At 45.2% G+C, this 18,506-nt stretch carries 21 protein-coding genes; 9 read left to right on the forward strand and 12 right to left on the reverse strand.

Annotated elements, in window-relative coordinates:
- Nucleotides 1–2 precede the first annotated feature (2 nt).
- From mreC to F9L33_RS10670, 5 genes are read left to right on the forward strand one after another with little or no spacing between them, the layout of a single operon-like run.
- On the forward strand, nucleotides 3–914 hold the full coding sequence (gene mreC, locus F9L33_RS10650; RefSeq protein ID WP_152142768.1) for a rod shape-determining protein MreC: 912 nt from the start codon (nucleotides 3–5) through the stop codon (nucleotides 912–914).
- Nucleotides 911–1,450 carry a hypothetical protein gene (locus tag F9L33_RS10655; RefSeq protein ID WP_152142769.1) on the forward strand — a complete coding sequence of 180 codons (540 nt, stop codon included), beginning with the start codon at nucleotides 911–913 and terminating at the stop codon, nucleotides 1,448–1,450. Before mreC ends, F9L33_RS10655 begins: the two co-directional genes overlap by 4 nt.
- Entirely contained in the window at nucleotides 1,447–3,372 is a 1,926-nt protein-coding gene (gene mrdA / locus F9L33_RS10660; protein WP_152142770.1) for a penicillin-binding protein 2, read from the forward strand. Before F9L33_RS10655 ends, mrdA begins: the two co-directional genes overlap by 4 nt.
- Complete coding sequence (gene rodA, locus F9L33_RS10665) at nucleotides 3,369–4,517, forward strand: rod shape-determining protein RodA (protein WP_152142771.1); 1,149 nt, start codon at nucleotides 3,369–3,371, stop codon at nucleotides 4,515–4,517. Before mrdA ends, rodA begins: the two co-directional genes overlap by 4 nt.
- Nucleotides 4,514–5,446 (forward strand): glyoxylate/hydroxypyruvate reductase A, encoded by a 933-nt coding sequence (locus F9L33_RS10670; RefSeq protein ID WP_152142772.1) that lies wholly within the window; start codon nucleotides 4,514–4,516, stop codon nucleotides 5,444–5,446. The genes rodA and F9L33_RS10670 overlap by 4 nt, the downstream gene beginning before the upstream one ends.
- Here the strand turns inward: F9L33_RS10670 and F9L33_RS10675 are convergent.
- The gene (locus F9L33_RS10675) at nucleotides 5,443–6,225 is read right to left on the reverse strand and encodes an SseB family protein (RefSeq protein ID WP_152142773.1); all 783 of its coding nucleotides are present in this window, start codon (nucleotides 6,223–6,225) and stop codon (nucleotides 5,443–5,445) included. The genes F9L33_RS10670 and F9L33_RS10675 overlap by 4 nt on opposite strands.
- Nucleotides 6,225–6,833 (reverse strand): uracil-DNA glycosylase family protein, encoded by a 609-nt coding sequence (locus tag F9L33_RS10680; RefSeq protein WP_152142774.1) that lies wholly within the window; start codon nucleotides 6,831–6,833, stop codon nucleotides 6,225–6,227. The genes F9L33_RS10675 and F9L33_RS10680 overlap by 1 nt, the downstream gene beginning before the upstream one ends.
- Nucleotides 6,834–6,908: 75 nt before the next feature.
- On the opposite strand from F9L33_RS10680, the gene F9L33_RS10685 reads away from it, so the two are divergent.
- The gene (locus F9L33_RS10685) at nucleotides 6,909–7,253 is read left to right on the forward strand and encodes a helix-turn-helix transcriptional regulator (RefSeq protein WP_152142775.1); all 345 of its coding nucleotides are present in this window, start codon (nucleotides 6,909–6,911) and stop codon (nucleotides 7,251–7,253) included.
- Entirely contained in the window at nucleotides 7,246–8,283 is a 1,038-nt protein-coding gene (locus tag F9L33_RS10690) for a permease (RefSeq protein ID WP_152142776.1), read from the forward strand. The genes F9L33_RS10685 and F9L33_RS10690 overlap by 8 nt, the downstream gene beginning before the upstream one ends.
- A 1-nt stretch (nucleotide 8,284) precedes the next feature.
- Here F9L33_RS10690 and F9L33_RS10695 read toward each other — a convergent pair whose 3' ends face one another.
- From F9L33_RS10695 to F9L33_RS10740, 10 genes are read right to left on the reverse strand one after another with little or no spacing between them, the layout of a single operon-like run.
- Nucleotides 8,285–9,994: a Na(+)/H(+) antiporter subunit D gene (locus tag F9L33_RS10695; RefSeq protein WP_152142777.1), complete on the reverse strand. Its 1,710-nt coding sequence runs from the start codon at nucleotides 9,992–9,994 to the stop codon at nucleotides 8,285–8,287.
- Complete coding sequence (locus tag F9L33_RS15790; protein ID WP_193222023.1) at nucleotides 9,987–10,334, reverse strand: hypothetical protein; 348 nt, start codon at nucleotides 10,332–10,334, stop codon at nucleotides 9,987–9,989. The genes F9L33_RS10695 and F9L33_RS15790 overlap by 8 nt, the downstream gene beginning before the upstream one ends.
- Before the next feature lie 12 nt (nucleotides 10,335–10,346).
- Nucleotides 10,347–11,810, reverse strand: a complete 1,464-nt coding sequence (locus tag F9L33_RS10705) for a proton-conducting transporter membrane subunit (protein ID WP_152142778.1) — start codon at nucleotides 11,808–11,810, stop codon at nucleotides 10,347–10,349.
- 12 nt (nucleotides 11,811–11,822) lie between these two features.
- Nucleotides 11,823–13,352: a monovalent cation/H+ antiporter subunit D family protein gene (locus F9L33_RS10710; protein ID WP_152142779.1), complete on the reverse strand. Its 1,530-nt coding sequence runs from the start codon at nucleotides 13,350–13,352 to the stop codon at nucleotides 11,823–11,825.
- Nucleotides 13,352–13,801 (reverse strand): cation:proton antiporter subunit C, encoded by a 450-nt coding sequence (locus tag F9L33_RS10715; RefSeq protein ID WP_152142780.1) that lies wholly within the window; start codon nucleotides 13,799–13,801, stop codon nucleotides 13,352–13,354. Before F9L33_RS10715 ends, F9L33_RS10710 begins: the two co-directional genes overlap by 1 nt.
- Nucleotides 13,801–14,244: a Na(+)/H(+) antiporter subunit B gene (locus F9L33_RS10720; protein ID WP_152142781.1), complete on the reverse strand. Its 444-nt coding sequence runs from the start codon at nucleotides 14,242–14,244 to the stop codon at nucleotides 13,801–13,803. The genes F9L33_RS10715 and F9L33_RS10720 overlap by 1 nt, the downstream gene beginning before the upstream one ends.
- The gene (locus tag F9L33_RS10725; RefSeq protein WP_152142782.1) at nucleotides 14,244–14,801 is read right to left on the reverse strand and encodes a DUF4040 domain-containing protein; all 558 of its coding nucleotides are present in this window, start codon (nucleotides 14,799–14,801) and stop codon (nucleotides 14,244–14,246) included. The genes F9L33_RS10720 and F9L33_RS10725 overlap by 1 nt, the downstream gene beginning before the upstream one ends.
- On the reverse strand, nucleotides 14,798–15,124 hold the full coding sequence (mnhG, locus tag F9L33_RS10730; RefSeq protein WP_152142783.1) for a monovalent cation/H(+) antiporter subunit G: 327 nt from the start codon (nucleotides 15,122–15,124) through the stop codon (nucleotides 14,798–14,800). Before mnhG ends, F9L33_RS10725 begins: the two co-directional genes overlap by 4 nt.
- Complete coding sequence (locus tag F9L33_RS10735; protein ID WP_152142784.1) at nucleotides 15,121–15,414, reverse strand: monovalent cation/H+ antiporter complex subunit F; 294 nt, start codon at nucleotides 15,412–15,414, stop codon at nucleotides 15,121–15,123. Before F9L33_RS10735 ends, mnhG begins: the two co-directional genes overlap by 4 nt.
- Entirely contained in the window at nucleotides 15,414–15,899 is a 486-nt protein-coding gene (locus F9L33_RS10740) for a Na+/H+ antiporter subunit E (RefSeq protein WP_152142785.1), read from the reverse strand. The genes F9L33_RS10735 and F9L33_RS10740 overlap by 1 nt, the downstream gene beginning before the upstream one ends.
- A 350-nt stretch (nucleotides 15,900–16,249) precedes the next feature.
- Here F9L33_RS10740 and F9L33_RS10745 point away from each other — a divergent pair, with 350 nt between their 5' ends.
- Nucleotides 16,250–16,903 carry an ABC transporter ATP-binding protein gene (locus F9L33_RS10745; protein ID WP_152142786.1) on the forward strand — a complete coding sequence of 218 codons (654 nt, stop codon included), beginning with the start codon at nucleotides 16,250–16,252 and terminating at the stop codon, nucleotides 16,901–16,903.
- Nucleotides 16,893–18,470, forward strand: coding sequence for a capsule biosynthesis protein (locus F9L33_RS10750; protein ID WP_152142787.1), 1,578 nt, complete (start codon nucleotides 16,893–16,895; stop codon nucleotides 18,468–18,470). The genes F9L33_RS10745 and F9L33_RS10750 overlap by 11 nt, the downstream gene beginning before the upstream one ends.
- The last annotated feature ends 36 nt before the right edge of the window (nucleotides 18,471–18,506 follow it).

Consider the following 18,506-nt stretch of genomic DNA (forward strand, 5'->3'; position numbering starts at 1 on the left):
ACATGGCAAAGAAAACCGGTCAAGACATTAACTTTGGGCGATCCATTCGTCAGGTTTTGTTCGGCCTAACACTTTTCTTTTTATTCCTGATTTTCCTATTTTGGCGCATTGATAATCCACGTGCGGAACAATTACGTGTTTCTATATTGGATAAGGTCGTACCGAATATGGAATGGGCGATGGCGCCGATTACACGTATTTCGCAGATCGTAGATGATTTCCAATCTTACGGACGTATTTACGAACAAAACCAAGAGTTGCGCCGCGAGTTGCAACAGATGAAGGCATGGCGCGAAGCAGCTATTCAGTTGGAACAAGAGAAAGCGCGGTTGTTGGATTTGAACAATGTGAAGCTACCTGCAAAACTGTCGTTTATTTCAGGCGTGGTTTTAACGGATTCTGGCAGCCCTTTTAGACAATCTGCATTGATTAACCTAGGTGAGAATGACGGGATCAAAGATGGCTGGGCCGCTATGGATGGGCTAGGATTGCTTGGACGTATTTCAGGTGTTGGCAAAAACTCATCCCGTGTTGTATTTTTGACCGATAGCAACAGCAATGTGCCCGTAACGATTAAGCCGTCAAACCAGAAAGCTATTTTGACTGGGGATAACAGTTTGTTACCTGTTTTAGAGTTCATCGAGAACACAGATTTAGTTCAGCCTGGGGATCGTATCGTAACATCTGGTGATGGTGGCGTGTTTCCTGCCGATTTGTTGATTGGACAAGCTGTACTGACATCCGATAAAAGGTTTCGTGTGCGATTGTCCGCAGATTACAGCCGTTTAGAATTTATGCGCATTGTACGCCATTCTCCAGGGTTACCGATTACTGACCCAGATCGTTTGATCGGGCCCGATTTACCCGAAGAATTAGTAGAACCACAAACACAAATAGAGGGCACTGAAGGATGAACGACACAAAGCTTAATCTCAACTGGTTAAGACAAGTGGTCTTGGTTCTGTTCGCATTCTTAATAATTTTTTACCAACTCATCCCATTTTCGTTGATACCTGGTGAATTACCTGCACCTGATATAATGTTTTGTGTTGTTTGTATTTTTATAATCCGCCGCCCAGAAATCGTACCCTTTTGGTTAATTGGTCTGATCTACTTTGCCTTTGATATCTTTCAGTCGAAACCTTTTGGGGTCTGGACGGCATGTATTTTAATCGTGACAGAAGTGTTGCGAGCCAATCGTGATGCCTTTCGTGAAAACTTGTTTCCGTTTGAGTGGATCACTATTTCCATGGTTTTCGTATTAGCGCTTTGTGCAAATCAAACGTTTCTGGCCATGTCCATTGTAGAAACGCCGCCACTTTTCATTCTGCTGTGGGAGTTGATTTTCACTGTAATAGCATACCCCATTGTTTTGTTCATCATCACGTATATTCTAAGGGTGCGGAAGCCTGCCTTGGGTGAGTTTGATATCAAGGGTCAAAAGATATGAGGCGACCTGTTAAAGATAAAAAACCATCAAAAAAAATGTCACGCCGTGCATTCATTCTAATGGGAGCTCAGATTGGGTTTATGGGTATCCTTGCCCTACGTATGCGCCAGCTGGGAATTAAACAATCAGAGCAATTTAGACTACTTGCCGAAGAAAATCGTATCAACCTGCAATTGGTACCACCCACACGTGGTTTGATCTATGATCGACGTGGTAGACCAATTGCGATAAACATCCCTATTTATCGCATTCAAATGGTGCGCGAGCAGGCAAGTGATCCTGAAGAAGTTTTACGAAAGCTTTCCCAAATTGTTCCTTTATCAGAAGAAGATATCAGTTCTGTCTTGGAAAATATGTCCAAACGCAGACCTTGGGTTCCTGTGACAGTTACGGAAGACATTACATGGGAACATGTTGCAAGCGTTGCAGCAAATGCACCGTCTTTGCCTGGGATTTCGCCAATTGTAGGTTCTTATCGCCAATACCCTGAGGCTCATGAATACTCGCATATTCTTGGGTATGTTGGCCCCGTAAGTGACTATGATCTGAGTAAAACAGAAGATGATGATCCTTTGCTGCGTATTCCACGCTTCCAGATTGGTAAAAATGGCGTAGAGACGCGTGTTGAAAAGGATCTGCGCGGCAAAGCAGAAATCAAACGTGTCGAAGTGAATTCACGCGGACGTGTTATGCGCGAAATTGATAGTAAGCCGGGTGAGCCAGGTAAAAACCTGCAATTAACCGTTGATAACACTGTTCAAAAAGCTGCTCTTGATCGTATTGGCGAACAAAGTGCAGCGGCTGTTGTTGTAGATGTGCGAAACGGTGATATTTTGGCTTTGGCATCCGCACCAACATATGACCCGAATAAATTCGTCACTGGTATTTCTGTGCCTGACTGGCAAGCATTAAACGAAAACAAATATCGCCCACTTGCTAACAAAGCTGTATCTGGCACTTATCCTCCTGGCTCCACATATAAAATGATTGTTGCTTTGGCAGCACTAGAAGCTGGAGTGATTAAAAGTGACGAACAAATTCGTTGTCTAGGTCATGTCGAAGTTTTCAATCGCAGATTCCACTGTTGGAAAAGAGGCGGGCACGGGCGTGTAGACTTAGCACGATCATTACGAGAGTCATGCGACGTATATTACTATGATATTGCACAGCGTGTTGGAATTGAAAAAATCTCAGAAATGGCGCGGCGTTTGGGGCTAGGTACACGACATGATTTACCGCTGCCCGCTATTCGCGAAGGCTTGGCACCGACGAAAGCATGGAAGCAATCTGTTAAAGGTAAAGACTGGTTTGTAGGTGATACTTTAAATGCAGGGATTGGTCAGGGTTTTACGCTGGCATCACCTTTGCAATTAGCCGTGATGACCGCGCGGTTGAGTGCTGGCACAAACATCCAACCACGTTTGATCAATACGATTGGTGAAGATCTTATGCCTATCAAAGGAAATGAGGCACTTGATATTGATCCCGAGCATTTGGCACTTGTTCGTCGTGGTATGTTTGAAGTGGTTAATCATAGGCGCGGTACTGCCCGTGGTTCGCGGATTAGAACTGAAGGCATGGAAATGGCAGGAAAGACAGGAACGAGCCAAGTACGTTTCATAACTAAGGCGGAACGTGCACGCGGTGTTATTCGAAATGAAGACTTGCCATGGGAGCGCCGTGACCATGCGCTGTTTGTAGGTTTTGCACCCTATGATAACCCAAAGTATGCCTTATCTGTTATTGTCGAACATGGTGGTGGCGGATCAAAAGCAGCAGCGCCTATAGCGCGTGATATCATGCTGGCAGCTCTTGAGCGGGATAAAACTGGTTACGGTCCATTGCCATCGCAGAAACGCCGTACTGATGACCCTGATGAACAAACACCTATTGCACAATCCCCACCAAAGGATCGCGCATGACGTATTACGATCCAAATGGGGACAACCTGCCAACAGGATTTGGCAAAGTTCTTGCTTATAATTGGGCTTTAACGTTGCTGATTATTGCGGCATGCTCGGTTGGTTTTCTAATGCTATTTTCAGTGGCTGACGGAGATATAAACCGTTGGGCGCGCCCACAAATGGTACGCTTTGCGATGGGTTTAACCCTTATGACTATCATGGCGTTCATTCCAATTTCGGCATATAGAAGCCTGTCCTTTTTTGCCTATCTTTTTGCGTTAGCTTTATTGTTAGTCGTAGAATATTTCGGTGACATCGGAAAAGGCTCCCAACGTTGGATTGATCTTGGGTTCATGCGATTACAGCCATCTGAACTTATGAAAATCACATTGGTGATGGTTCTCGCATTTTACTACTCATGGTTAGATCGATCTCTGGTATCAAAACCGCAATGGCTACTGCCTCCGATTATTTTAACCATAATTCCTATGGCTCTGGTTCTACGCCAACCCGACCTTGGCACTGCTATGCTATTATTCGCAGGCGCAGCGATTATGATGTTCGTAGCTGGTGTCAGTTGGTGGTATTTTGCTACAGGTGGAGCCGCAGCGATTGGTGTTATCTATGCCGTCATGATTTCCAAAGGGCAATCGTGGCAAATTCTAAAAGATTACCAATACAAGCGTATCGCTACATTTTTAGACCCATCCAATGATCCTTTAGGTGCTGGATATCACATCACCCAATCCAAAATTGCGCTTGGATCTGGTGGCTTCTCTGGACGCGGGTTTATGCAAGGAACACAAAGCCGTTTAAATTTTTTGCCTGAAAAGCATACAGATTTTATCTTTACAACACTGGCCGAGGAATTCGGGTTCATTGGTGGAATCGCATTGCTGATAATCTACCTTTTGATCGTGGTATTTTGTGTGGTTTCGGCCGCATCCAACACCAACCGCTTCGGTGCTTTAATCACACTGGGCATTTCAGCGACATTCTTTTTCTATTTTGCCGTGAATATGTCGATGGTCATGGGTTTGGCCCCTGTTGTAGGTGTCCCCTTACCCCTTGTAAGTTATGGAGGCTCGGCCATGCTTGTGCTGATGATGGGCTTTGGGTTGGTACAAAGTGCGCATGTTCATAGGCCGAGGTCGCTCAATTGATTAACATCCTTTTCAACGCACGCGATGCAATTTGGCCCGAATATAAAACGCATTTGACGCAAGAGTTTTCTGCAGCTGGTTTGGATGTAAATTTGATGCAAGAAACAAAGCAACCAGAAGAAGTTGATTACATTATCTACACTCCAACAGGGCCTGTTCAAGATTTTAGATCGTTCAAAAACGTAAAATTAATCCAAAGCATTTGGGCAGGTGTTGATGTAGCCATAAAAAACCCCACCCTAACACAACCATTAGCACGAATGGTCGATGATGGTATGAGCGAGGGTATGTCAGATTATGTATTAGGACATGTATTGCGATACCATTTAGGCATAGACCAATATATCAATGTTGAAGCAGGCTCATGGAAGCAGAATACACCTTGCTTAGCACGTAAACGTACTGTTGGCTTTTTAGGGATAGGCGCATTGGGTATGTATTGTGCGAAAGCCGTCGCGCGGCAGGGTTTTGAAGTTTTAGGCTGGTCGCGCACACTTAAAGAAGATGACATGATACAATCCTTTTGTGGATCAGATGGTTTACAGATAGTTTTAGAACGATCAGATATTTTGGTTTTATTGATGCCAGGAACATCTGAAACTGAGAATATTATCAATGCTAAAACGATTGCACAGATGAAACACGGTATAGCTATTATTAATCCTGGCCGCGGGTCATTGATTGATGATGCCGACCTTATAGATGGCCTGAACAGCGGGCAAATTTCTGGAGCAACATTGGATGTATTTCGTGTAGAGCCATTGCCACATGATAACCCTTATTGGAACCACCCAAATGTACTGATCACACCACACATAGCTTCTGAAACACGTATGGAAACGGCGGTTCCTGTAATTATAGATAATATCAAGCGCGGTGAAAACAATCAGCCATTTTTACATCTCGTTAATCGATCTGTTGGTTATTAATGCAGCTTTGGTGGTTTATCAGGATTTGATCCAGGTGCTTCCATAACTTGTGCTTTGGGCTCTAACAACTCGGGTAAATCAAAACGCAGAGCAACTTTTGATAGGTGTTCGTAGATAGGATCAGACGTCCGTAAGAACAACACATCTAATGTACCTGCTTCAATGCCACTAAACGTAAGAGCTTCTGCAATTGCAGATGTGATTGCAGGTTGTGCAGCTTCGATCGCTTCGACAAATGCAATCACGTGCCCTCGTGGTGCATCTTCGTATTCCACTTCCGCCAAATAAGCGGCTTTGGCAACGCCTGCCATTGCCGCCAATTTTGTATCTAATGATGTGACAAGAACTTCAGGGATAGACTTTGGAGCATAAACAGCAATCGGCTTCGCCTGCGTTTGTTCTGGCTCAATCAAAAGCGTTTCAGCCAACCAGCCGACTGCTTCACTAGGTAGCAACATTGAGGACGGTGCTACGGTTAGATTTACACCTAGTCCAATACCTTGCCCGTTCAACATCTGAGCAACCAAGCGCCCACTTAAGCTGACAAATGGAGCAGATTGCTGTGCAAATTCCACCAAACGCTCTTCGCTATCAAACACCAATGCAAACTGTTGGTCCTCAACAGGGAATAACATTGGCTTTGCGATATCCTCTGTCGGTTCTTCTTCTAACAGCAAGAACAATTCACTGTCTGCCAACCGTTCATAAAACTGTAAGCGGAATGCATCTATTTCTGGCTGTGCCTCCATCTCGGCATGCGCGGCGTCTAATGGTGTCATCAATTATCTTTCACGAGGGTCGAAACCTGCTTGCGTAATACAGGCAGCAAATCAGCTTCGAACCATGGGTTCTTTTTCAACCATCCAGTATTGCGCCAAGATGGGTGTGGCAATGGAAAAATGAACGGTGCGTGCGTTTGCCATCCAGCAACACGTTCGGTCACTGTTTGTTTTTTAGTTTCTGGCAAATGCCACTTTTGTGCATATCCACCAATTAAAAGGATTAATTTGATCTGAGGCATATGGGTCATTGCTTCTGCGCGCCAAGTTTTCGCGCATATAGGTGGCGGAGGTAAATCAGCCCCTTTGTCATTATATCCAGGAAAGCAAAACGCCATGGGCAATATCGAAAACTTATTCCGATCGTAAAACATAGCTTCATCTACACCGAGCCATTCACGCAAACGATCTCCCGATGGATCAGTAAATGGCCGACCGCTTTCATGCACCCGTGCACCTGGGGCTTGGCCTGCTATTAATATAGGGGCCGTTCCAGACAACCATGCTACGGGGCGTGGTTCGTGTGCTGTCTTTGTGGCAGCAAAACGATCCGCGCATATAGTGCAGGCAGAGACTTTGTTTTGAAGTTTATGAATATCATTTCCCATTCCTCTCTTTAACACATTTCTATGATTATCGAAATAAAACTTGCTTTATTTCGATATTTCTATAATTATCGAAATATGAATAGATTCGACGATACACACCTCTCCCTAGAGCAAGCCGCCAGTGCCTTTGCTGCATTGGGATCCGAGCAACGTTTAAGCGTTTTACAAACCTTAGTGCGCGCCGGGCCTGACGGCTTGTCCATGGGGGACCTTGGTGAAAAGACAGGTGTGACAGGCTCAACCCTGACACATCATTTAAAATTTCTCACTGCTGCCGATTTGGTCGTTCAAGCTAAACAAGGGCGTACGATAATTTGCACCTCTGTTGCCTATGATGTGATCGAAGCGCTTTCAAAATTCCTGCTGCAAAATTGCTGTGCTGACAGTGACCATCCACATGAAGGGAAAGATCATGGCTGATACGAGTTCCTCTCCATTACCAAAAAAATACTCACTTCGTAATCTGGATGGCGCATGGACAGCAATTGTAGTTGCCTTGGTAGCCGTCGCAGTTTTCGTACCAAATGATCTGGGGTACGTCGTGCAATTCACAATAAAAAACCTTGGATATACTGGGATATTTATCACATTCGCCGTCTTTCTGGTGTCATATCTACGCGCCTCTGGGGCTGAAACACTTGTTGCATCTGCATTTCAAGGCAATCAATTTAAGATGATTATACTTGCCTCTATGGTGGGAGGATTGCTTCCGTTTTGTTCTTGTGAAGTGATCCCCTTCGTAGCTGCGCTATTGGCTTTGGGTACACCACTTTCTGCTGTGATGGCATTCTGGCTGGCCTCTCCGATTATGGACCCGCCGATGTTTTTGATCACTTCAGGGACATTGGGTGTGGATTTTGCAATTGCGAAAACGGTTGCTGCCGTCAGTATCGGTATGATGGGTGGTTTTGGTGTTATGCTGTTCAACGCATCCCCTATTTTTGCCAACCCTTTAAAAGAAACTGCACCCACAGGATGTAACAGCTGCTGTGGTTCTGACCCTCTTTCTGGCAAACCTGTTTGGAAATTCTGGAAAGAATCTGAGCGTGTGAAAACATTCAAAGAAGTTGCCATTGAGAATGCATTATTCTTGATCAAATGGCTGACACTTGCCTATGTATTCGAAGCTTTGATGCTGCGCTTTGTTCCTGCGGAATGGATCGCTGGCTTTCTTGGGGGTGATGGTCTGGGTACAATCATCCTTGGTGCTTTTGTTGGTGCCCCTGCTTATCTGAATGGTTATGCCGCTGCCCCGCTTGTGCAAGGTTTGATTGAGCAAGGCATGTCACAAGGGGCTGCGATGAGTTTCATGATGGCAGGTGGCGTTAGCTGTATACCCGCCGCAATCGCAGTATGGGCATTGGTGAAAACCCGCGTGTTTCTGGCCTATCTGAGCTTTGGCATCATTGGCTCGATCTTCGCGGGAATTCTATGGGCAGCTTACGTCTGATCTAAACCAAGAAGTTGATGAACAGCGTTGCGCCCAACAGAACGGCAATAGACAACACCATTGCCCCTGTTGGCCAACTGCGCGCCATTTGTCCTTCTGGTCCATGTGAACGATATAGACGTTTGATCGTGCGTTCCGTGGTCTTGGACATCAGCTTGGTGAGCCAAGTGTAGAACGATCCGATCACCCACGAGAACCAATGAATCACAGAAGGCCCAGCTTTGCGGTATGTCCAATCAGTGTCCAGATTAATGGATTTCAGCTCTGGTGGATAAATGCCTGTACGCATCAAAACCGTGAAGGCCAGAGCCGAGAAGAACAGCAATTGCAACTGCGTGATCACGTGAGTTGTAGTGTAAGGCACGTAATCCACGTCATATGGCAATAAGCTATAGAGTGGTGCTGGATAAGCGCCGATCGCAATACATAGGAATGCTGTTAGACCCATTGCCAATAGCATATTCCAAGGTGCCTCTTTCGGGCGTAAACCGCTGTCATGTGCAAAGAACACAAAATACGGGATTTTGATGCCAGAGTGATGGAACACACCTGCAGAAGCAAACAAGAGGATTGCCCAGATAACGTAGTAATGATCATGTGCTGCGGCTGACAGGATCAGCGATTTGGAGATGAAACCAGAGAACAGTGGGAAGGCAGAAATTGAGGCTGCCCCAACCACACAGAAAATCATCGTCAGTGGCATGGTTTTATAAAGCCCACCCAACTCAGATCCTTTGGCGGTGCCCGTACGGAACAGCACAGCACCCACAGACATAAACAGTAGTGATTTATAAAGGATATGCGCGAATGCGTGCGCGGCTGTGCCGTTCAATGCAAGCTCTGTACCGATGCCAACACCAACCACCATAAAACCAAGTTGGTTGTTCAAAGAATAGGCCAAAACGCGACGTAAGTCGTTTTCTATCACAGCGTAGAAGATCGGGAACAACGTCATCACCGCACCGATATAGATCAGAATTTCCGTACCCGGAAAACCGCGTGCTAATGAGTAAACCGCAAGCTTTGTTGTGAATGATGACAGGATAACTGTGCCTGTGATTGTCGCCGCTGGGTAGCTGTCTTGAAGCCAGTTGTGCAACAATGGGAAAGCACATTTGATCCCGAAAGCAAAGAAAATCAAGATCGTGCCGATATCACCCGCTGCGAATAAATCGCTCATGCTGGTGAATTCGACATTGCCTGTTGTGCGGAAATAAAGGGCCGCGCCTGCAATCAAAATCACACCTGATGCAATTTGCATGATCAGATAGCGCATACCTGTGTGATACGCCCCTTCGGTGCCGCGTGCCCAGATCAAGAAGACGGATGCAATTGCTGTCCCTTCCCAGAAGAAGAAAAGCGTAATCAGATCACCTGCGAACACCGCACCAATGGCAGAGCCTGCATAAAGCAATGCAGCCACTTGTTGGACTGTATCGCGCACATGCCATGCGTAAAGCAGCGATAGAAAAGCTGCGAGCGAGAAGATTAAGCCAAAGATCGTCGCCAACTTATCAACACGTAAAAGCGTGATATCAAGACCAACAAATGCCATGGATAAATGCAGACCCTCTGGCATTGTCCAGATCAGCCATGCACTGATGACTGGGAAGATCAGCGAGATAGCAGAGCGTAGGTTACCCTGTGGGATCAGCGGCAGGATTGCAGCACCGATAAAGAAAATTAGAAATGGCGGGAACGTATCAATCATTTACGCTCTCCCGATCTAAACCGTCTTCGGGATACTCTTCTGCTTCCACATCATGCGGGGCGTAATAATCCTCTGAGCGCATTAGATAACGGCGCATGAGTTTTGCGCAAACCACCAAAGCTGCGCACATGAAGAACCCATAAAGGGCATAAAAACCTGGGAATTTTTCAAGATCTAGGTAGACCTTTTTATAGTATAGAAAGTCTGCCAAGAAGAGCGCTGTGCAAAGTGCATAAAGCCCATATACGATACGGTCGACGTTTTTCTTTTTGTCCAAGAACATTAACCACCGTCCTAATGCAGGGTAGTTCGCTGGATCATCTTTTGGTGTTTTAGCCATCTTCGAACCCCTTTACAGACCGACGATTGGCGCAAGGAAGTCTTGGATTGCGCCTGCGTATAGGAATAAAATTAAGCAGCCAAATGCTGTGATTGCTGGTGGCAGCCAACACAATAGCGGTGCTTCTGCCACGCCTTTTGGCAGTTTGCTGTCAGTGACGGGGCGGTAGAACCCACGCCCAACGATTGGCAATAGATAGGCCACGTTCAACAACGAACTGAGCATCAGAACCGCAATGATAATCTGGTGACCTGCGTCCGCTGCCCCCACCATCAATAGGAACTTCGGCCATGAGCCGCCCAAAGGTGGTAGACCAATGATAGATAATGCGCCCACTAGGAAAGCGATGAATGTGATCGGCATGATGCGACCAAGGCCCTGCATCTGGCTGATTTCAGTTTTGTGGTAGGCCACGTAAATTGACCCCGCACACATGAACAATGTGATCTTGCCCATTGCGTGCATAGCTATATGCATACCGCCACCCAATGCGCCCATGCTTGTGGCCAAGGCCATGCCAAGCGTGATGTAAGACAGTTGGGACACGGTGGAATACGCAAGGCGTGCTTTTAGATTGTCTTTGGTCATCGCGACGACAGATGCGGCGATGATGGAATAAGCGGCCAACCACATCAGCCATTCTGAGGCGCCAGTTTGCGCCAGAAAGTCGATACCAAAGATGTAGATGCCCACTTTTAGGATTGAAAATACACCCGCTTTCACAACCGCAACGGCATGTAGAAGTGCGGATACAGGCGTGGGAGCGACCATCGCAGCAGGAAGCCAGCGGTGGAATGGCATCAATGCCGCTTTACCTATACCGAATGCATATAGCGCAAGTAGGATTGGCACTAAGCTTGGGGCGATTTTGCCTTCGAGAATACCACCCTGTACAAAGTCCAACGTACCTGCTGCAACAAATGTCCAAATCACGCCTGTTAGAAGAAGTGCGATTGATGTGCCAATCAATATGCCCAAATAGATACGGGCACCGATGATTGCATCTTTTGTGCCTTTGTGGGCGACCAGTGGATATGTGGACAGCGTTAGAATTTCGTAAAATACAAACAATGTGAACATGTTAGACGCGAATGCGATGCCCATCACGGCAGCGATTGCGATGCTGAAACAGGCAAAGAAACGCGCGTGATGATCTTCGTTGTTTCCACGCATATAACCGATGCCATAGAGATGAGTCAGTATCCAAAGTCCTGAACCGATGATCGCGAACATCAGACCCAATGGTTCAACATGGAATGCGATTGTCAGGCCGGATACGACTTCGAACAATGCGATTTCTTCCATTGTGCCATTGCCAACGGCACATAAGATGCACAGCACACATGCAAACGTTAGAAGCGCACATATGAATGTAAAACCGTCACGCAGGTTTTCACGATCTTTGAATGCCATGTTCCCAGCCATTGCGACTGTTGGGATAAGCATTGTTAGAAATAGAGCTGTTGATGTTTCCATGTACCCTACTCCTTAATGCGCCATACCAGCGGAACCCGCCAGCAGACCGTCGGCTGCAACGCGTGCAGAACCGAGTGTTAATTCTGTGTCGAAGCCAAACCAGATACAAGCAATTGCCAATACCCACATTGGCACCAACATTGCGAGTGGTGCTTCTTTGGCTGTGCTCTGTGGATCTGGGGCCGTGAGATATAAAACCTCAAACATACGCCAAACATAGATCACTGCCAAAAGCGATGACAACATGATAGCGATTGCGATGATCCACCAACCATTTTCAAAAGCGGCTTGAACCAGAACCCATTTGGAAATGAAGCCAGCTGTACCTGGCACACCAATAAGACTGAGACCACTTGCGACCATGGCAGCCCCAGTAAGTGGCATTTTACGACCCAGGCCATTTAGGTTGTTAAAGAACGCGCTGCCTGAATAAAGCATCATTGCGCCAACACCCATGAATAAGGCTGCCTTGGTTACACCGTGATTAACGAGATGTACCAGCGTTGCCGATAGGCCTGTTGCATTTAGCATTGCAATACCAAGAAGCATATAACCAATCTGTGCGATGGATGAATAAGCTAACATACGTTTGATGTTGGTTTGGAATACTGCCACAAAAGAGGCTGCGAACATCGCCAATAATGAGAACGGAATGAATACGATATATAATGTCCATTCTTCGAACACGAAACTTGGATTAAAGACTGAGAACATGAAGCGCAATAAAACGTATATTGCTGCTTTGGTTGCTGTCGCTGCAAGAAATACAGATACCGCAGAAGGTGCGAATGTATATGCGTTTGGTAACCAATGGTGCAGCGGATAAATCGCAACCTTTAATCCCATACCAACAACGATGAATGCAAAGGCTGCGCGGATGGTACGGTTAGTACCTTCATCGGCGATACGGTCAGCAAGGTCAGCCATGTTTAACGTGCCTGTCGCCATGTAAAGCATAGCAAGCCCGATAATGAAGAATGTTGCGCCTATCGTGCCCATAATCAGATAATCATAAGCTGCTGTTAATGCTCGTTTATTGTGGTTAGCACCTTGGGCAACAAGAACATACGTAGAAAGCGATGATATCTCTAGAAATACGAACACGTTGAACGCGTCACCTGTGGCCACCATGCCCAAAAGACCTGTGAAACATAGCATGAAACAAGCATAGAATAATGTGTGGTTTTTCTTTGGTATCTCCGCTTTTACGCTTTCATAGGCATACGGCAATACGACTGTCCCGATACCTGAAATCAAAGCCAATACCAATGCGTTTGCAGCATCGATACGGTATTCAATACCTAATGGTGGTGCCCAACCGCCAACGTGATAAGAAATAAACCCGCCATCCAAGACTTGGATCAATAAGATACATGAAATCACAAATGCAGCAGCGCTAGCCGCAAAAGCGATTGGCCATGCGAGACTACGTTTGCCGATAAAGACAATGATAGGTGCTGCGAATAGCGGAATTACGACCTGTAAAACAGGCAAGTGATCCATAAATGTTTTTGCAACGTGATGCGTTTCTTCGGCAGCCATTATGCGCGTCCACCCATTGCTGCACCGTATTCTTTGTTATCTTCGGCAGTCATTTCGCGTTCGATCTTCAAAATATCTTCTTCTTCGATTGTGTCATAAGCTTCGCGGATACGTACGATCAACGCGAGACCTAGGGATGTAGTCGCAATCCCCACAACGATCGCTGTTAGGATCAAAACGTGTGGCAATGGGTTGGAATAAACAATGGATGGGTCTGGCTCAATATGCCCAGTCAAATCCACTGGGAAAATTGGGGCGGTACCGCCTGTGATTTTGCCTATTGAAATGTACAGCATGAAAACAGAAACTTGGAAAATATTCAAACCAACAATCTTTTTCACCAGATTTCCGCGTGCAACAACAACATATAAACCAGTCATCATTAAAACGATGAACAGCCAGTAATTCACGTGACCTACGATAAAAGCCCAATCAATAAGTTGTTCCATTACCAATCCTCATCTTTCATGGGTGGCGGCCGACCTGCGAACGCATAGTAAATTGCCACCATAACGCCCGTCACAGTGATACCCACACCAAGCTCTACCAACAGGATGCCCCAGTGTTGCCCGTGGCTAGGGTGATGTGGGGAGAAAGCATCGTAATCCAAATAGTTATACCCCAGTAGCATACTTACGACGCCAACACCTGCGTACAGTAAAACACCCAATGCAACCAGCTTATGAACCAGCCATGGTGGGAAAACTTGTTCTGCTTTATCCAAGCCAAAAACAATGCCGTAAATGATGAAAGCCACAGCCATGATTACACCCGCCTGAAAGCCGCCGCCTGGTGAAAAATCGCCGTGGAATTGAACGTAGAATGCAAACAGCATAATCGCACCTACAAGCATTTTCGTAACAACGCGTAAGATTAAATGGTGATGATGCATTATGCGTCCTCCTCATCTTCATCTTTGCGTCTGCGCCCCAGTCCACTGAGCAGCAAGAGTACGCCAATACCTGCTGTGAAAACCACAGCCGTTTCGCCAAGCGTATCGTAACCACGATAACTAGCCAAAATCGTTGTGACGACGTTAGCGATTTCGACATCTTCAAGGCTGCCTTGTAAAAATTCAGGAGCTAAGTGTTGCTGTGCAGGTGCCATTGGGTCACCAAAGTTTGGCATATCAATTGTGCCGTAAACCAACGCTGCGCCTGTAATCAGAACCACAATGAATGGGAGTGGGCTGGAGATACTGGATTTCTTTTCTGTACGAGATGTCAGCGCAATTGTACCCAACATAAGAACTGTTGAAATACCTGCACCAACAGCCGCTTCGGTAAAGGCAACATCAACCGCATCTAGTGCCACGAAAAGCAATGCAGATAATAGACTAAAAACGCCAGACAACATAACAACAGCAAACAGGCGATCTGTTTTTACGATTGCAAATGCTGTGAATACCAACATTGCAAAGAGACCTATTTCAATAAACGTTTCGATCATTTCGCAGCCCCCTCATCACTGTCAGGCTTTTCTCCTGACGTTAATGCGGCATTCGAAACCGCGTGCGTAGATGTTGGGCCCGTGATAAAAATAAACCCGCCAATGATGATAAGCTTTACTGTTATCAACGTTAAACCTGATTGAAGACACATCCCAGCAACCAATAAAATCATACCAGCAGATTCACTGACAGAGGCTGCATGTAATCGTGACCAAAAATCTGGAAAGCGTAGTGTTCCAACAGCGCCAATTACGACAAATGCGCTTCCTGAAAGGATAAGTACCCATGAAAGGATATCTATTAAAATCGTTGCCCAGTTCATTTCTTAGCTCCTTTGGAATTTGGAACTTGGGAAACATCACCAAGCGCACGATATCTAAAGAATTTCAGAATTGCGATTGTGCCTACGAAATTGATCAAAGCGTAAAGAAGCGCGATGTCCAAAAAATCTGGACGCCCGTTTAGGAACCCCATGACCGCAATCAATAAAACCGTTAATGTACCAAAACTATTCACCGCCAAAACACGATCATACAATGAAGGGCCCGCATAAAGACGCAAAAGCACCAGCACCATAGAAATAAACAATGCAATTGCTGCTGCTAAAAACATTAGATGCTATCCTTTTCAATTGCCGTTACTCGGCGATCCATATCGGCCAATGCATCCAAGTCATCCTCGGAATAGCCAACTGCGTGGATTAAGAATTCACCCTCCTCCACCTCCACAGAAATAGTTCCAGGTGTTAGCGTAATTGAGTTTGCAAAAATTGCCTGACCCAAATCAGTTTTCTGTGTGTATGGAATTCTAAACATGTGTCTGTTGATCGGCATGCTAGGTGATAAGATAAGTTTTGTAACAGCCCAATTTGCCTTCGCAATCTCGACCATAAGCCAAGCCCAATATGCAATTGTAGCAAACACCCCAAGATTGACCTCTAAACGATCGGCGTCAGCCGCATTGTCCATACGCCGTACAACATACACAGAAATCATTGCAGAAATGATCCCAAAACCAATAATCATTGGCTTGTAGATTCCTGACATTAACAACCAAAGCACAAACAATATTAGTGCGGTCAATAATGTTCTCAGCATTCATCCCCCCAAGTTCTGTCTCAACGTCCAGAACCATTTAATTCTAAATTACAAAGCAATGTAACAAGTTTGCAAAGCAAGGTTAACCCCATCTGAGTTAATTTCCTGCATATTTTTCTTGGTATCATTACCACTATGAATCTCGGCATTTTTTTGCCACATTTGCGTCGATATTTAACATATTTCGGCATATATGGTGCAATATTGGTATAAATCTAAAGTCCAATAACAAATACGTTGCAATTTGGTGATTAGACACAGCATATTAAAGTAATAATAATATCTTCAGTAATGAAGTATAAAAGCAGCGCTAAAACGCGCAGGGGCAAGTATTCGGTAGAGGCATCTGAATGATTGAATTCAGAAATGTAAGTAAGTCCTTTTGGACTGGAACACAACGCAAGGTCATTCTTGATCAGGCGTCATTTCGCGTGGATATTGGTCATAGTATCGGCATCCTAGCGCCTAACGGCACAGGTAAAACAACACTAATAAATATGATGTGCGGTTTAGAAAAGCCCGATGAAGGTGAAATACATCGAACATCGAAGATTTCGTTCCCATTAGGTTTTATGGGCGGCGTAAATGGCAGGCACACAGCAGTAGAAAACTGTCGTTATATCGCAAAGTTATACCGCTTAGATGCTGATTATGTAGAAGCATTTTGCAGATACTTATGTAACTTAGACGAATATTTTGAAATGCCTTTAGCAACATATTCTAAGGGCATGAAAGCCCGTTTCATGATGGCGCTTCTACTTGCATTAGAATTTGATATCTACCTTATTGATGAAGGTATGCCCCAATCAACAGACGCTGAATTCAACCGTAAAGCTGGTTCAGTTCTGCGCGACCGATTGAAAAAATCCACAGTCGTTATTGTATCTCACCAAGTTGATATCCTTGAAGCTTTTTGCGACTCAGCCGCTGTATTAAAAGATGGAAGACTAATGTTCTTTGACACGTTAGAGCAAGCCAAACAGGTTTATAATTATGCCCAGTAATGAAAAAAGAATCCCAAGAATTCGTAGAGCAGAGCCGCAAAACCAGCAGCAGCCAATTGGTAGTATTGATGCCGTTCAACAAAACTCTACAGATGCAAATGCACAGCAAATTGATGCAACCAATAATCTATCAGCACGTGAGGAAATTGAATTAATCAAACGTGAAAATTTGACTGGTCGGCAACTTCGAATAGCAAGACGTGCCGCTCAAAAGCACGGCTTGCAGGTAACATCGGATTTAGATGCTGTTCGCGTATTGCGTAAAAATGGTATTGAGCCATTTCAATCAACATCTAACAACATCTTGAAAAACGCTGCTAATAACAGCCAAAACACTGCGCCTTCTAACTTACCCTCAACTGTACGGCGCACTGACGTTGCACAACCAGTGGAACCTTTAGATACAAACACCCGAGAGCTTGAAGTACATCAAATTCAAAAGGAACTGGTCAAACGCCGCCGACGCCGCATTGCTGCAACAGTTGCGAAATTGATATGCTTCATTGCTATACCAACAATAATCGCAGGTTATTATTTCTACCGTGTAGCAACGCCGATGTATGCCTCATTTACTGAATTTGTTATTCAAAAAGCAGACAATCCAGCCTCAGCTGGCGCAGGCGTAGGTGGATTACTCAGCAGCTCCCTTTTAGCAACCGCGCAAGATTCTATCGCTGTACAAGGTTACTTATCATCAAGAGAAGCCATGAATAGATTAGATGGCGATCTGGGTTTCAAAAATACATTCCAAGGTGAAAAAATCGACTCAATACAGCGCTTGGATAATCAAGCGACGAATGAAGCTGCCTACAAAGTATATAAAAAGCATGTCCAGATTGGGTTCGACCCCACAGAAGGCATCATCAAGATGGAAGTAGTCACACCGTCGCCTGAAAAGTCGTTGGAATTTTCAAAAGCCCTAATCGGATATGCCGAGCAACAAGTTGATCATCTTACTCAGCGCTTACGCGAAGACCAAATGAAAGGCGCGCGCGACGGTTATGAAAAAGCTGAATTAGATTTTTCTAATGCTCAAAGCCAAGTTGTGGCTTTACAAGAAAAGCTTGGTGTTTTGGACCCAACAATCGAAATTTCAGCACAAATGAGTCTCATTCAACAACTAGAAGCGGATGTTCAACAGAAGCAACTTGAATTGATTGAATTACGCGACAACCCACGCCCAAATAGAACAAAGCTAGCGGTATTAGAACGGTCAATTTCAAGTCGTGAGACTATGATTAAAGACATGCGTAACGAACTCACACAAGGTACGTCAGATGCAGCATCATTGGCAAAAATTACTGCAGAACTCCAATCTGCACAAGCACAGCTAGTTTTACGCCAAGAATTCTTAGCAAGTTCACTGGCAAGTCTAGAAACTTCGCGTGTTGAGGCAAATCGCCAAACTCGCTACTTATCGATGGCTGTTGCACCTGTTGCACCTGATGAAGCTAGTTATCCTAGGGCCTTTGAAAACACACTATTAGCAGCCATAGTTTTTGCTGGGATTTACTTAATGGTTTCACTAACAGCGTCTGTGCTGAGAGAACAGTTAACATCAGGCTAATGAGTTAATTTTAAAAAGTTTAATATGTAAGGAATA

Source organism: Amylibacter sp. SFDW26 (assembly GCF_009184395.1).
Lineage (GTDB): Bacteria > Pseudomonadota > Alphaproteobacteria > Rhodobacterales > Rhodobacteraceae > Amylibacter.